The following is a 13,319-nucleotide window of genomic DNA, read 5'->3' as shown; positions in this document are numbered from 1 at the left end:
TGTCGGTTTTGTCCTGGCGAGGCGGCAGATTGTTTTGTGTGACGTGGGGCACATTTCACGGGTCATAAGTTTTAGACATTGCGGCGCGTGTCACTGAATGATAAAACCGATATCCACAGTTATAACTTATGGCTTTTAGCGTGGTGAGGGGAAATGGCTCAAGTCTTTAATTTCAGTTCAGGTCCGGCAATGTTACCGGCAGACGTGCTTAAACAGGCTCAACAGGAACTTTGTGACTGGAACGGTCTGGGAACGTCGGTGATGGAAATCAGCCACCGGGGTAAAGAGTTTATTCAGGTGGCGGAAGAGGCAGAAAAGGATTTTCGCGATCTGCTGAATATTCCCTCGAACTACAAAGTATTGTTCTGTCACGGCGGCGGGCGCGGCCAGTTTGCAGGCGTACCGCTAAACATCCTGGGCGATAAAACGACGGCAGACTACGTTGACGCAGGCTACTGGGCGGCCAGTGCGGTGAAAGAAGCGCACAAATACTGCACGCCGAATGTGATTGACGCCAAAGTGACCGTTGACGGCCTGCGCGCGGTGAAGCCAATGAGCGAATGGCAGCTTTCTGATAACGCAGCGTATCTGCACTACTGCCCGAATGAAACCATTGACGGGATTGCCATCGACGAGACGCCGAACTTTGGTAAAGACGTCGTGGTTGCCGCTGACTTCTCCTCCACCATTCTTTCTGCACCAATTGACGTCAGCCGTTATGGCGTAATCTACGCGGGCGCGCAGAAAAATATCGGCCCTGCAGGCCTGACGATTGTTATCGTGCGTGAAGACCTGCTGGGTAAAGCGCATACATCGTGCCCGTCCATTCTTGATTACACCGTGCTGAACGACAACGATTCTATGTTCAACACCCCACCGACGTTTGCCTGGTACCTCTCCGGCCTGGTCTTCAAATGGCTGAAGCAAAACGGCGGCGTGGCGCAGATGGACAAAGTGAATCAACAGAAAGCCGAACTGCTGTATGGCGTGATCGACAAGAGCGATTTCTACCGCAACGACGTGGCGAAAGCTAACCGTTCCCGCATGAACGTGCCGTTCCAGCTGGCGGACAGCAACCTGGATAAAGTGTTCCTGGAAGAGTCCTTCGCGGCCGGCCTGCACGCGCTGAAAGGTCACCGTGTCGTGGGCGGCATGCGTGCCTCCATCTATAACGCGATGCCGCTGGAAGGCGTTAAAGCGCTGACCGATTTCATGATCGACTTCGAACGTCGCCACGGTTAATCGCGCTGTTTTCACCCCCGTAGCCCTGCTGCGGGGTTTTTATTATGTTGAGTTGAGAGTTAAGTTTTCATGGAATCCCTGACGTTACAACCTATCGCGCGGGTAGATGGCACCATTAATCTGCCTGGTTCAAAAAGTGTCTCGAACCGCGCTCTGCTGCTGGCAGCACTGGCAAACGGCACCACCGTCCTTACAAACCTGCTGGACAGCGATGACGTGCGCCATATGCTCAATGCGCTGAAAGCGTTGGGCGTTCATTACACTCTCTCCGACGATCGTACCCGCTGCGAAGTGACCGGCAACGGCGGCGCGCTGCAGACGGGGGAAGAGCTTGAGCTGTTTCTGGGCAACGCGGGTACCGCGATGCGTCCGCTGGCGGCGGCCCTGTGTCTGGGGCGCAACAACATTGTGCTGACCGGCGAGCCGCGCATGAAAGAGCGTCCGATTGGCCATCTGGTGGATGCCCTGCGTCAGGGCGGTGCGCAGATCGAGTATCTGGAGCAGGAAAATTATCCGCCACTGCGTCTGCGCGGGGGCTTTACCGGCGGTCACGTCGAGGTGGACGGCAGCGTCTCCAGCCAGTTCCTGACCGCACTGCTGATGACCGCGCCGCTGGCGCCGCAGGATACGGTTATCACGATTAAAGGTGAGCTGGTCTCCAAACCGTATATTGATATCACGCTGCACCTGATAAAAACCTTCGGCGTTGAGGTGGAAAACCAGTCTTATCAGCGTTTTGTCGTGCGTGGGGCGCAGCAGTACCAGTCTCCGGGCAGCTATCTTGTTGAAGGCGACGCCTCGTCGGCATCTTACTTCCTGGCTGCAGGCGCGATCAAAGGCGGTACCGTGAAGGTGACCGGTATTGGTCGCAACAGCGTGCAGGGTGACATTCGTTTTGCGGACGTGCTGGAAAAAATGGGCGCGATTGTGACCTGGGGTGATGACTTCATTTCCTGTACCCACGGCGAGCTGAAGGCCATCGACATGGACATGAACCATATTCCGGATGCGGCGATGACCATTGCCACGGCGGCGCTGTTTGCAAAAGGCACCACCACGCTGCGTAACATCTACAACTGGCGCGTAAAAGAGACTGACCGTCTGTTTGCGATGGCGACTGAGCTGCGTAAGGTCGGTGCTGAGGTGGAAGAGGGCGAAGACTACATTCGCGTCACGCCTCCTGCAAAACTGCAGGTTGCCGAGATCGGCACCTACAACGATCACCGTATGGCGATGTGCTTCTCGCTGGTGGCACTGTCCGACACGCCTGTGACCATTCTCGATCCGAAATGTACGGCGAAAACGTTCCCGGACTACTTTGAACAGCTGGCACGCATTAGCACGCTGGCCTGATGACTTTTGCCGCATCACCTGATGCGGCATTTCCTTACGCTTCCTGACGAACACTTCCGTTCATTTCTTCTACACTCTGCTTCAATCAATCCGTAATTTGCACGCAAAGGTAACAGTTGCGCACGTTGACGCGTATAATGCGCGGCGTTCATGTAAACGGTATGCCTTATTTAAGGAGAAAAAGATGACGGCAATTGCCCCGGTAATCACCATTGACGGGCCGAGTGGCGCAGGGAAAGGGACTCTGTGCAAAGCGATGGCGGAAGCATTGCAATGGCATCTTTTAGATTCGGGAGCAATCTATCGCGTGCTGGCCCTGGCTGCGCTGCATCATCATGTGGACGTGGCGTCAGAAGAAGCGCTGGTTCCGCTGGCTGCGCATCTTGATGTGCGTTTCGTGTCGACCAATGGCAACCTGGAAGTCATCCTTGAAGGGGAAGACGTGAGCGGGGAAATCCGTACTCAGGAAGTGGCAAATGCGGCCTCTCAGGTAGCGGCCTTCCCGCGCGTTCGTGAGGCGCTGTTACGTCGTCAGCGCGCGTTCCGTGAAGCACCGGGTTTGATCGCGGACGGACGCGATATGGGAACCGTGGTATTCCCTGATGCACCTGTGAAAATTTTCCTTGACGCCTCTTCGGAAGAACGCGCTCAACGCCGCATGCTTCAGTTGCAGGAAAAGGGGTTTAGTGTTAACTTTGATCGCCTTTTATCCGAGATAAAAGAGCGCGATGATCGCGATCGTAACCGCGCCGTCGCCCCACTTGTTCCAGCAGAAGATGCATTAGTTCTGGATTCAACCAGTTTAACTATTGAGCAAGTGATTGAAAAAGCGCTACAATATGCGCGCCAAAAACTGGCACTCGCGTAATCGCGACCGATTTAGCAGTACCCCCGCTGCAATGGATTGACGGCGGGTATGTGAAACAACCCCATCCGGCATGGAGCCAGGTGGACGTTAATATTAACCTGAAGATTAAACATGACTGAATCTTTTGCTCAACTGTTTGAAGAATCCTTAAAAGAAATCGAAACCCGCCCGGGTTCCATTGTTCGCGGTGTTGTTGTTGCTATCGACAAAGACGTAGTACTGGTTGACGCCGGTCTGAAATCTGAGTCCGCCATTCCGGCAGAGCAGTTCAAAAACGCCCAGGGCGAGCTGGAAATCCAGGTTGGCGACGAAGTTGACGTTGCTCTGGACGCAGTAGAAGACGGCTTCGGTGAAACCCTGCTTTCTCGTGAGAAAGCGAAACGTCACGAAGCATGGATCACGCTGGAAAAAGCTTACGAAGAAGCTGAAACTGTGGTCGGTGTTATCAACGGCAAAGTTAAAGGTGGCTTCACTGTTGAGCTGAATGGTATTCGTGCGTTCCTGCCAGGTTCTCTGGTAGACGTTCGTCCAGTTCGTGACACCCTGCACCTGGAAGGCAAAGAGCTTGAGTTCAAAGTAATCAAGCTGGACCAGAAGCGTAACAACGTTGTTGTTTCCCGTCGTGCCGTTATCGAATCCGAAAACAGCGCAGAACGCGATCAGCTGCTGGAAAACCTGCAGGAAGGCATGGAAGTCAAAGGTATCGTTAAGAACCTCACTGACTACGGCGCATTCGTTGACCTGGGCGGCGTTGATGGCCTGCTGCACATCACCGACATGGCGTGGAAACGCGTTAAGCACCCAAGCGAAATCGTGAACGTGGGCGACGAAATCACTGTTAAAGTGCTGAAGTTCGACCGCGAGCGTACTCGTGTATCCCTCGGCCTGAAACAGCTGGGCGAAGATCCATGGGTAGCTATCGCTAAGCGTTACCCAGAAGGGACTAAACTGACTGGTCGCGTAACCAACCTGACTGACTACGGCTGCTTCGTTGAAATCGAAGAAGGCGTTGAAGGTCTGGTGCACGTTTCCGAAATGGACTGGACCAACAAAAACATCCACCCATCCAAAGTTGTTAACGTTGGTGATGTAGTGGAAGTGATGGTTCTGGATATCGACGAAGAACGTCGTCGTATCTCCCTGGGCCTGAAGCAGTGCAAAAACAACCCATGGCAGCAGTTCGCGGAAACCCACAACAAGGGCGACCGTGTTGAAGGTAAAATCAAGTCTATCACTGACTTCGGTATCTTCATCGGCCTGGACGGCGGCATCGATGGCCTGGTTCACCTGTCTGACATCTCCTGGAACGTTGCAGGCGAAGAAGCAGTTCGTGAATACAAAAAAGGCGACGAAATCGCTGCAGTTGTTCTGCAGGTTGACGCAGAGCGTGAGCGTATCTCCCTGGGCGTTAAACAGCTCGCAGAAGATCCGTTCAACAACTGGGTTGCACTGAACAAGAAAGGCGCAATCGTAAACGGTAAAGTCACTGCAGTTGACGCGAAAGGCGCAACCGTAGAACTGGCTGACGGCGTTGAAGGTTACCTGCGCGCTTCTGAAGCTTCCCGTGACCGCGTTGAAGATGCCACTCTGGTTCTGAACGTAGGCGACGACGTTGAAGCTAAGTTCACCGGTGTTGACCGTAAGAACCGTGCAATCAGCCTGTCTGTTCGTGCTAAAGACGAAGCTGATGAGAAAGATGCAATCGCAACTGTTAACAAACAGGAAGATGCAAACTTCTCTAACAACGCAATGGCTGAAGCTTTCAAAGCAGCTAAAGGCGAGTAATATCAGGTTCTCAGCATCATTTGCGCTGTAACGCATTTACAGCGCGAAGGATGAGGAGCAAACTTGACAGATTACAGGATTCGTCCTGTAATCAATAACAAAGGGCGGCTACGGCCGCCCTTGTTTAATGAGCTGTTCAGCTAATTGGTTTGAAAGGAACCGGAGGAATCATGACCAAGTCAGAATTGATTGAAAGACTTGCCAGTCAGCAACCGCATATCCCTGCCAAGGCAGTGGAAGATGCCGTAAAAGAGATGCTGGAGCATATGGCCTCCACTCTTGCCCAGGGCGAGCGCATTGAAATCCGCGGTTTCGGCAGTTTTTCTCTGCACTATCGTGCTCCACGTACCGGGCGTAACCCGAAAACTGGTGATAAAGTTGAGCTGGAAGGTAAGTACGTTCCACACTTTAAGCCGGGTAAAGAACTGCGCGATCGCGCCAATATTTACGGCAACTGAGTTTAGCCAGCCGGTTAAACTGGGTTCGAAAGAAAGCACCTGCGGGTGCTTTTTTTGTACCCGTCGCTTTCTTTCTGAAGGTGCCCCGCATTTTCCGTTTCGTTTTCTGCAACCCGTTAAATACCTTGCTGCGCTTGCCGTAAATCGTATTCTTCACGCCTGACGACACGCTCAACCTGCCTGCATACTGCCAACCTGAAACAGGGAGGTGGCAATGGGAATTTCTGCGCTTAGCATCTGCGCCATTCTGGCGATAATTCCGTTACTCTGGTTACCTGAATTGCCGTCACCTTACGCCGTGTGGGTCATGGTGGCTGGCGGGCTAGCGCTTGCTGCATGGCAAAACAGTCGACTGAAGTATGCGGGTATGACGCTGTTATTGTGTGCCTGGGGCATTTTGGCCGCGCAGGAGAGCGTCTGGCCGATGCAGCATTTAACAACGGGGGCCGTGCAGGCTGAGGTAGAGCTCACCGCGACCGACGGCGCCACTCAGCATCAGGGAAGCATTCTAAGCGTCAATGGCAAGCGCTGGTGGGCCTCTACCGGCGTAACGCTGTATGGCAATTATCTGCCGCAGAACGCGTGTGCCGGTCAGCGCTGGACCATGACGCTCAGGCTCAGGCCTGCACACGGCGAACTCAACGACGGCGGTTATGATGCTCAGCGCAGCGCTTTTGCCCGACATCAAACGCTGAGCGGGCGCTTCACCCGTGCGGAGATCGTCGACGGGCGCTGCAGCCTGCGAGCGCAATATCTGATGTCGCTGCAAAACCGACTGTCGGCTTACCGATGGGGAGCGGTTATCCTGGGGCTTGGGATGGGAGAACGCCTGGAAGTACCCCGTGAAATAAAAGACCTGATGCGGGAAACCGGCACGCTGCATCTGATGGCGATTTCGGGTCTGCATATCGCGCTGGCAGCCTCTCTCGTCTGGTTACTTGCACGTGGATTCCAGTTTTTATTACCCAGCCACCGCGTCCACTGGCAAATGCCTCTCCTTGCCGGGTTGTTCTTTGCTGCTTTCTACGCCTGGCTTACCGGTTTGCAACCGCCTGCGCTGAGGACGATCATCGCCCTTGCGGTGCTTGCTCTGTTGCGGATTACTGGCCGTCAATGGTCTCCCTGGCAGGTTTGGAGCTGCTGCATCGCGGCGATACTGATTAACGATCCCCTGGCCGTACTTTCGCAGAGTCTGGCTCTGTCAGCCTTTGCCGTCGCCGCGCTGATTTTCTGGTTTCAGTGGCTGCCTCTTCCCGACTGGAATTGGACACGACGTATGCGGCCGCTACTGAACCTGATTTATCTGCAGGTCGGGATGTTGCTGCTGCTCATGCCGTTACAGGTTCTGATTTTCCATGGCTTCAGCTTCTCCTCCCTGGTCGCGAATCTCTTTGCCGTTCCCCTGGTAACGTTTGTCTCCGTCCCGCTGATCCTGCTCGGTATGCTACTCCATCTGCTGCCGCTGGCTGCGGTAGAAAATGCCATCTGGTTTGCCGCCGATAAGTCGCTTGCGGGACTCTTCTGGCTACTGATGCGCCTGCCAGATGGCTGGCAGAATGTCGATCAGCGCTGGCAAGCCCTGGCATTACTGCCGTGGTTGAGTATTATTGCCTGGCGTTTTCGTGCCTGGAAAACCGTTCCTGCCGTTTGTCTTGCAGGCAGTGTCCTGCTGACATTTCCCCTCTGGCGAGTGGAAAAAAGCGAGAGCTGGACGCTGCATATGCTGGACGTGGGGCAGGGGCTGTCCATGGTGATTGAAAGGCAGGGAAAAGCCATTCTTTATGATACCGGGCTCGCCTGGCCGGACGGAGACAGCGCGCAGCGGTTAATTATTCCCTGGCTTCGCTGGCATCACCTGCGGCCAGACGGGGTGATTCTCAGTCATGAACACCTCGACCATGCAGGAGGCCTCGCGTCGTTGCAAAAAGCATGGCCGGATATATGGGTAAGAAGCCCGTTACGCAGGACGGGACACCGCCCTTGTTTTCGTGGGCAGAAATGGGAATGGCAGGGATTAACCTTCACCGTCCACTGGCCTCCTGAAAATTACCCGGCCCAGGGGAATAACCATTCCTGTGTGGTAAAGGTGGACGATGGGGAGCAAAGCGTTCTGCTAACAGGGGACATTGAAGTGCAGGCGGAACAGGCTATGCTTAGCCATTACTGGCGTCATCTGAGGGCCACGCTCATACAGGTCCCCCATCATGGCAGCAATACCTCGTCTTCATTGCCGCTGGTACAGCGGGTGGAAGGACAAATCGCCCTGGATTCTGCGGCCCGCTATAACGCATGGCATTTCCCGTCGGCAAAAGTCGTTCGACGTTATCGAAAAGAGGGGTATATCTGGCACGATACCCCTCATTCAGGACAAATATCGGTGACATTCTCGCAACATCACTGGCAAATCCGGCGCTTGCGAGAGCAAATTTTACCACGTTGGTATCATCAGTGGTTTGGCGCGCCCGTCGATAACGGGTAGAATATGCGGCTATTTCAACAATGCTGGTTTTTTGAATGCATAACGACAAAGATCTCTCCACGTGGCAAACGTTCCGCCGACTCTGGCCGATGATTGCCCCTTTTAAAGCAGGCTTGATCGTGGCGGGTGTAGCGTTAATCCTCAACGCAGCCAGCGATACCTTTATGCTATCGCTTCTCAAACCGTTACTGGACGACGGTTTTGGTAAAACGGATCGCTCAGTGTTGCTATGGATGCCTCTGGTGGTTATCGGACTGATGATCTTACGCGGTATCACCAGCTATATCTCCAGCTACTGCATTTCCTGGGTATCCGGGAAAGTGGTGATGACCATGCGCCGTCGCCTGTTCAGTCACATGATGGGCATGCCGGTTGCGTTCTTTGACAAGCAGTCAACCGGGACGCTGCTGTCGCGGATCACCTACGACTCCGAGCAGGTTGCCTCTTCCTCTTCCAGCGCGCTGATTACCGTTGTGCGCGAGGGCGCGTCGATTATCGGCCTGTTCGTGATGATGTTCTACTACAGCTGGCAGCTGTCGCTCATCCTTATCGTTCTGGCACCGGTGGTTTCTATTGCTATCCGCGTCGTCTCAAAACGCTTCCGTAATATCAGCAAGAATATGCAGAATACGATGGGGCAGGTGACTACCAGCGCAGAGCAGATGCTGAAAGGGCATAAAGAAGTGCTGATTTTTGGTGGTCAGGACGTTGAAACCAAACGCTTTGATAAAGTGAGCAACAAAATGCGTCTGCAGGGGATGAAAATGGTCTCGGCCTCTTCTATCTCCGACCCGATTATTCAGCTGATTGCCTCACTGGCGCTGGCGTTCGTTCTGTATGCGGCAAGCTTCCCGAGCGTCATGGAGACGCTGACGGCGGGTACCATCACCGTGGTCTTCTCCTCAATGATCGCCCTGATGCGTCCGCTGAAATCACTGACAAACGTCAACGCCCAGTTCCAGCGTGGGATGGCGGCCTGTCAGACCCTGTTCAGCATTCTGGATTCCGAGCAGGAAAAAGATGAAGGCAAACGCGTCATTGAGCGCGCGAACGGCGACGTTGAGTTCCGCAATGTGACCTTTACCTATCCTGGCCGCGAAACACCGGCTCTGCGCAATATCAACCTGACCATTCCGGCGGGGAAAACCGTTGCGCTGGTAGGCCGTTCCGGCTCGGGTAAATCGACCATTGCCAGCCTGATCACCCGTTTCTACGACATTGACGAAGGTGAAATTCTGTTAGACGGTCACGATCTGCGGGAGTATACCCTGCAGTCGCTCCGTAACCAGGTGGCGCTGGTCTCCCAGAACGTGCACCTGTTCAACGATACCGTGGCAAACAATATTGCTTATGCACGCACTGAAGAGTACAGCCGCGAGCAGATTGAGAACGCCGCACGTATGGCCTACGCGATGGACTTTATCAACAAGATGGATAACGGTCTGGATACCATCATCGGCGAGAACGGTGTACTGCTCTCCGGTGGGCAGCGTCAGCGTATCGCCATTGCCCGAGCGCTGCTGCGCGACAGCCCGATACTGATCCTGGACGAAGCAACCTCTGCGCTGGATACGGAATCTGAACGCGCGATTCAGTCGGCGCTGGATGAGCTGCAAAAGAACCGCACCTCGCTGGTGATTGCGCACCGTCTGTCGACTATCGAGCAGGCTGATGAAATCGTCGTGGTTGAGGATGGGGTCATTGTTGAACGCGGAAGCCACGCTGATCTGCTGGAACACCGCGGCGTTTACGCTCAGCTTCATAAGATGCAGTTCGGCGAATGATTGCACGCATCTGGTCCGGTGAATCCCCGCTGTGGCTGCTGCTTTTGCCGCTCTCCTGGCTCTACGGCCTGGTGAGCGGCATTATCCGTCTGCTTTATCGTCTTGGGGTGAAGCGGGCCTGGCGCGCGCCGGTGCCCGTTGTGGTTGTCGGTAATCTTACGGCGGGCGGCAACGGCAAAACGCCGGTGGTGATCTGGCTGGTGGAGCAGTTGCAAAAGCGCGGTATACGCCCGGGCGTGGTATCGCGGGGATATGGTGGTAAAGCGGCGCATTACCCGCTGGTGCTGACGGCGGAAACCACGACGGCTGAAGCGGGTGATGAACCGGTATTGATTTTCCAGCGTACTGGCGTACCGGTCGCGGTCTCCCCGGTGCGCAGCGATGCCGTTCAGGCACTGCTTGCCGAACATGCGGTACAGATCATTATCACTGACGATGGTCTGCAGCATTATGCCCTGGCGCGAGATAAAGAGATTGTGGTCATCGACGGGGTTCGCCGTTTTGGGAACGGCTGGTGGTTACCTGCCGGACCCATGCGCGAACGCGCTTCGCGTCTGACGTCCGTGGATGCGGTGATCCTGAACGGTGGTGAGGCGAAAACGGGTGAAATCCCGATGCACCTGCAGCCGGGTCTGGCAATCAACCTGGTGACGGGTGAACGCCGGTCGGTTTCAGAGTTGCCTTCACTGGTAGCGATGGCGGGCATTGGTCATCCGCCGCGCTTCTTCGCGACGCTGGAACAGTGTGGTGCCCGGCTGGAAAAACGCGTTCCGCTGGCCGACCACCAGGCGCTGGTGGAAGGGCAGGTCGCTGCCCTGACCGTACCCGGGCAGTCGCTGATCATGACCGAAAAAGATGCGGTGAAATGCCGCGCCTTTGCGAAAGATAACTGGTGGTATCTGCCGGTTGACGCCGAACTCAGCGGTGAGCAGCCGGAACATTTGCTCAAGGAACTGATTGCGTTGGTGCACTAAAGGCTTACGCGGTTCTGGTGGCGCTTTGACTGACAGGAAAACGCATGTCTTTACCGCAACTCTCGCTCTCAGCCGCACGTAATCTCCACCTTGCCGCGCAGGGGCTGCTCAAAAAGCCCCGCCGTCGCGCGCAGCCTGCCGATATTCTCTCTACCGTACAGCGCATGTCGCTACTCCAGATCGACACCATTAATATTGTGGCACGTAGCCCTTACGTGGTGCTGTTCAGCCGCCTGGGGAGCTATCCTTCCCAGTGGCTGGATGAGGCGCTCAGCAAGGGGGAGTTGATGGAGTACTGGGCGCACGAAGCCTGCTTCCTTCCCCGCAGCGATTTTGCCCTTGTGCGTCACCGTATGCTTGCGCCGGAAAAGATGGGCTGGAAATACCGACAGGCGTGGATGCAGGAACATGCGGCTGAAATAGAGCAGCTCATCGCGCATATTCAGGAAAACGGCCCTGTACGCTCCGCCGATTTTGAACACCCGCGCAAAGGTACAAGCGGCTGGTGGGAGTGGAAGCCGCACAAGCGTCATCTCGAAGGGTTGTTCACGTCAGGCAAAGTCATGGTGATTGAGCGGCGTAATTTTCAACGCGTCTACGACCTCACGCATCGCGTGATGCCCCACTGGGACGACGAGCGCGACCTGCTTACTCAGGAGGCGGCCGAGGCCATTATGTTAGAAAACAGCGCCCGCAGCCTGGGGATTTTTCGCTCGCAATGGCTGGCAGATTATTATCGCCTGCGCCAGCCCGCGCTGAAACCGCTGCTGGACATGTGGCAACGCGAACAGCGCGTCATTCCCGTTACCGTGGAAACGCTGGGCGAAATGTGGCTACATGCGGATCTCCTCCCGCTATTGCCTCAGGCCCTGGAGGGGAAACTGCAGGCGACCCACAGCGCGGTATTGTCGCCTTTCGACCCGGTCGTCTGGGACAGAAAACGCGCCGAGCAGCTCTTTGATTTCAGCTACCGGCTGGAATGTTATACCCCGGCCCCAAAGCGCCAGTATGGCTACTTTGTTTTACCGCTCCTGCATAAGGGGCAGCTGGTCGGGCGCATGGATGCCAAAATGCACCGCAAGACCGGCACGCTTGAAATCATTGCGCTTTATTTGCAAGAGGGCGTCAGGGTGACGGCGAGCCTGGAAAAAGGGTTAACGTCCGCCATTAGCGAATTCGCGCGCTGGCAGGGGGCCGACGACGTGACGCTGGGCCGGGTACCTGATGGATTATTTACATCCTGTCGAAGTGGCTGGGAAACAGGCACGCCCTGAAAAAGGAATGTGTTAAGCTTTAGCGATTACCCATACGGAGGAACTATGGATCACCGTTTACTTGAAATTATTGCCTGCCCGGTATGCAACGGCAAACTCTACTACAGCCAGGACAAACAAGAGCTCATTTGCAAGCTGGACAGCCTGGCTTTCCCGCTGCGCGACGGTATTCCTGTATTGCTGGAAAACGAAGCCCGTTCCCTGGTGGCAGAAGAGAGCAAACCATGAGTTTTGTTGTCATTATTCCTGCGCGTTATGCCTCAACGCGTCTGCCGGGTAAGCCGCTGGTGGATATCAACGGCAAGCCGATGATTGTGCATGTCCTTGAGCGTGCGCGTGAATCCGGTGCTGACCGCGTGATTGTTGCCACCGATCATCCGGATGTCGCTCGTGCGGTTGAGGCGGCAGGCGGTGAGGTATGCATGACCCGCGCCGATCACCAGTCCGGCACCGAGCGTCTGGCAGAAGTGGTTGAGAAATGCGGTTTCAGTGATGATACGGTTATCGTAAACGTGCAGGGTGACGAGCCGATGATCCCCGCTGTCATTATCCGTCAGGTGGCCGAAAACCTGGCGCAGCGTCAGGTCGGAATGGCCACGCTGGCGGTACCCATTCATCATGCAGAAGAAGCTTTCAACCCGAATGCGGTGAAGGTCGTCATGGATGCGGAAGGCTATGCGCTCTATTTCTCCCGTGCCACGATCCCGTGGGATCGCGATCGCTTTACGCTTTCTAAAGAGACCATCGGTGATACCTTCCTGCGTCATATTGGGATCTACGGCTATCGCGCCGGCTTTATTCGCCGTTATGTGGCCTGGGCCCCGAGTCCGCTGGAGCATATCGAAATGCTGGAGCAGCTCCGCGTGCTCTGGTACGGCGAGAAAATTCACGTTGCCGTTGCTGAGGAAGTCCCCGGCACGGGCGTAGACACCCCTGAAGATCTTGAGCGCGTTCGCGCCGAATTGCGTTAATCTTACCGGCATCTCTTCGCAGGGAGAGATGCACTCTCCGGTTTATTTTTTTACTTTCTTTTTCCTGATTGATCTCTTCCGGGTGACATCTTCATTAAGGACGCTCATTATAAAAGCAGTAGTCTTAATGG

The 13,319-nt window shown here is 55.1% G+C and carries 11 protein-coding genes; all 11 read left to right on the top strand.

Annotated elements, in window-relative coordinates:
• The first annotated feature begins 153 nt into the window (after positions 1-153).
• The 11 genes from serC (at position 154) to kdsB (ending at position 13,188) form a co-directional block, all read left to right on the top strand.
• Positions 154-1,242: a 3-phosphoserine/phosphohydroxythreonine transaminase gene (gene serC / locus ACHH0Z_RS04060; RefSeq protein WP_021240877.1), complete on the top strand. Its 1,089-nt coding sequence runs from the start codon at positions 154-156 to the stop codon at positions 1,240-1,242.
• A 69-nt stretch (positions 1,243-1,311) separates the two neighbouring features.
• Positions 1,312-2,595 carry a 3-phosphoshikimate 1-carboxyvinyltransferase gene (aroA, locus tag ACHH0Z_RS04055; RefSeq protein ID WP_045406773.1) on the top strand — a complete coding sequence of 428 codons (1,284 nt, stop codon included), beginning with the start codon at positions 1,312-1,314 and terminating at the stop codon, positions 2,593-2,595.
• Between the two features lie 184 nt (positions 2,596-2,779).
• Positions 2,780-3,463: a (d)CMP kinase gene (gene cmk, locus ACHH0Z_RS04050; RefSeq protein WP_008499967.1), complete on the top strand. Its 684-nt coding sequence runs from the start codon at positions 2,780-2,782 to the stop codon at positions 3,461-3,463.
• Positions 3,464-3,574: 111 nt separating this feature from the next.
• A complete protein-coding gene (rpsA, locus tag ACHH0Z_RS04045; RefSeq protein WP_008499966.1) occupies positions 3,575-5,248 on the top strand; it encodes a 30S ribosomal protein S1 in 1,674 nt (557 codons plus the stop codon).
• 170 nt (positions 5,249-5,418) lie between these two features.
• Positions 5,419-5,706, top strand: a complete 288-nt coding sequence (ihfB, locus tag ACHH0Z_RS04040; RefSeq protein ID WP_008499965.1) for an integration host factor subunit beta — start codon at positions 5,419-5,421, stop codon at positions 5,704-5,706.
• Between the two features lie 214 nt (positions 5,707-5,920).
• On the top strand, positions 5,921-8,185 hold the full coding sequence (locus ACHH0Z_RS04035; protein ID WP_045406771.1) for a ComEC family protein: 2,265 nt from the start codon (positions 5,921-5,923) through the stop codon (positions 8,183-8,185).
• 35 nt (positions 8,186-8,220) lie between these two features.
• Positions 8,221-9,969 carry a lipid A ABC transporter ATP-binding protein/permease MsbA gene (gene msbA / locus ACHH0Z_RS04030; RefSeq protein WP_008499963.1) on the top strand — a complete coding sequence of 583 codons (1,749 nt, stop codon included), beginning with the start codon at positions 8,221-8,223 and terminating at the stop codon, positions 9,967-9,969.
• A complete protein-coding gene (lpxK, locus tag ACHH0Z_RS04025; RefSeq protein ID WP_045406770.1) occupies positions 9,966-10,943 on the top strand; it encodes a tetraacyldisaccharide 4'-kinase in 978 nt (325 codons plus the stop codon). The genes msbA and lpxK overlap by 4 nt, the downstream gene beginning before the upstream one ends.
• Positions 10,944-10,987: 44 nt before the next feature.
• Positions 10,988-12,217, top strand: coding sequence for a winged helix-turn-helix domain-containing protein (locus tag ACHH0Z_RS04020; RefSeq protein ID WP_045406768.1), 1,230 nt, complete (start codon positions 10,988-10,990; stop codon positions 12,215-12,217).
• Positions 12,218-12,262: 45 nt separating this feature from the next.
• Positions 12,263-12,445, top strand: coding sequence for a protein YcaR (gene ycaR / locus ACHH0Z_RS04015; protein ID WP_006174474.1), 183 nt, complete (start codon positions 12,263-12,265; stop codon positions 12,443-12,445).
• The gene (gene kdsB, locus ACHH0Z_RS04010) at positions 12,442-13,188 is read left to right on the top strand and encodes a 3-deoxy-manno-octulosonate cytidylyltransferase (protein WP_032656439.1); all 747 of its coding nucleotides are present in this window, start codon (positions 12,442-12,444) and stop codon (positions 13,186-13,188) included. Before ycaR ends, kdsB begins: the two co-directional genes overlap by 4 nt.
• Positions 13,189-13,319: the final 131 nt, after the last annotated feature.

This window comes from Enterobacter cloacae complex sp. 2024EL-00227, assembly GCF_043945315.1.
GTDB lineage: Bacteria > Pseudomonadota > Gammaproteobacteria > Enterobacterales > Enterobacteriaceae > Enterobacter > Enterobacter roggenkampii.
This window is presented reverse-complemented; position numbering and strand designations above follow the sequence as displayed.

Bases quoted from the DNA above. Each gene is read 5' to 3' on its own strand.
- serC (WP_021240877.1), top strand. From the start codon at position 154: ATGGCTCAAGTCTTTAATTTCAGTTCAGGTCCGGCAATGTTACCGGCA.
- aroA (WP_045406773.1), top strand. From the start codon at position 1,312: ATGGAATCCCTGACGTTACAACCTATCGCGCGGGTAGATGGCACCATT.
- cmk (WP_008499967.1), top strand. From the start codon at position 2,780: ATGACGGCAATTGCCCCGGTAATCACCATTGACGGGCCGAGTGGCGCA.
- rpsA (WP_008499966.1), top strand. From the start codon at position 3,575: ATGACTGAATCTTTTGCTCAACTGTTTGAAGAATCCTTAAAAGAAATC.
- ihfB (WP_008499965.1), top strand. From the start codon at position 5,419: ATGACCAAGTCAGAATTGATTGAAAGACTTGCCAGTCAGCAACCGCAT.
- ACHH0Z_RS04035 (WP_045406771.1), top strand. From the start codon at position 5,921: ATGGGAATTTCTGCGCTTAGCATCTGCGCCATTCTGGCGATAATTCCG.
- msbA (WP_008499963.1), top strand. From the start codon at position 8,221: ATGCATAACGACAAAGATCTCTCCACGTGGCAAACGTTCCGCCGACTC.
- lpxK (WP_045406770.1), top strand. From the start codon at position 9,966: ATGATTGCACGCATCTGGTCCGGTGAATCCCCGCTGTGGCTGCTGCTT.
- ACHH0Z_RS04020 (WP_045406768.1), top strand. From the start codon at position 10,988: ATGTCTTTACCGCAACTCTCGCTCTCAGCCGCACGTAATCTCCACCTT.
- ycaR (WP_006174474.1), top strand. From the start codon at position 12,263: ATGGATCACCGTTTACTTGAAATTATTGCCTGCCCGGTATGCAACGGC.
- kdsB (WP_032656439.1), top strand. From the start codon at position 12,442: ATGAGTTTTGTTGTCATTATTCCTGCGCGTTATGCCTCAACGCGTCTG.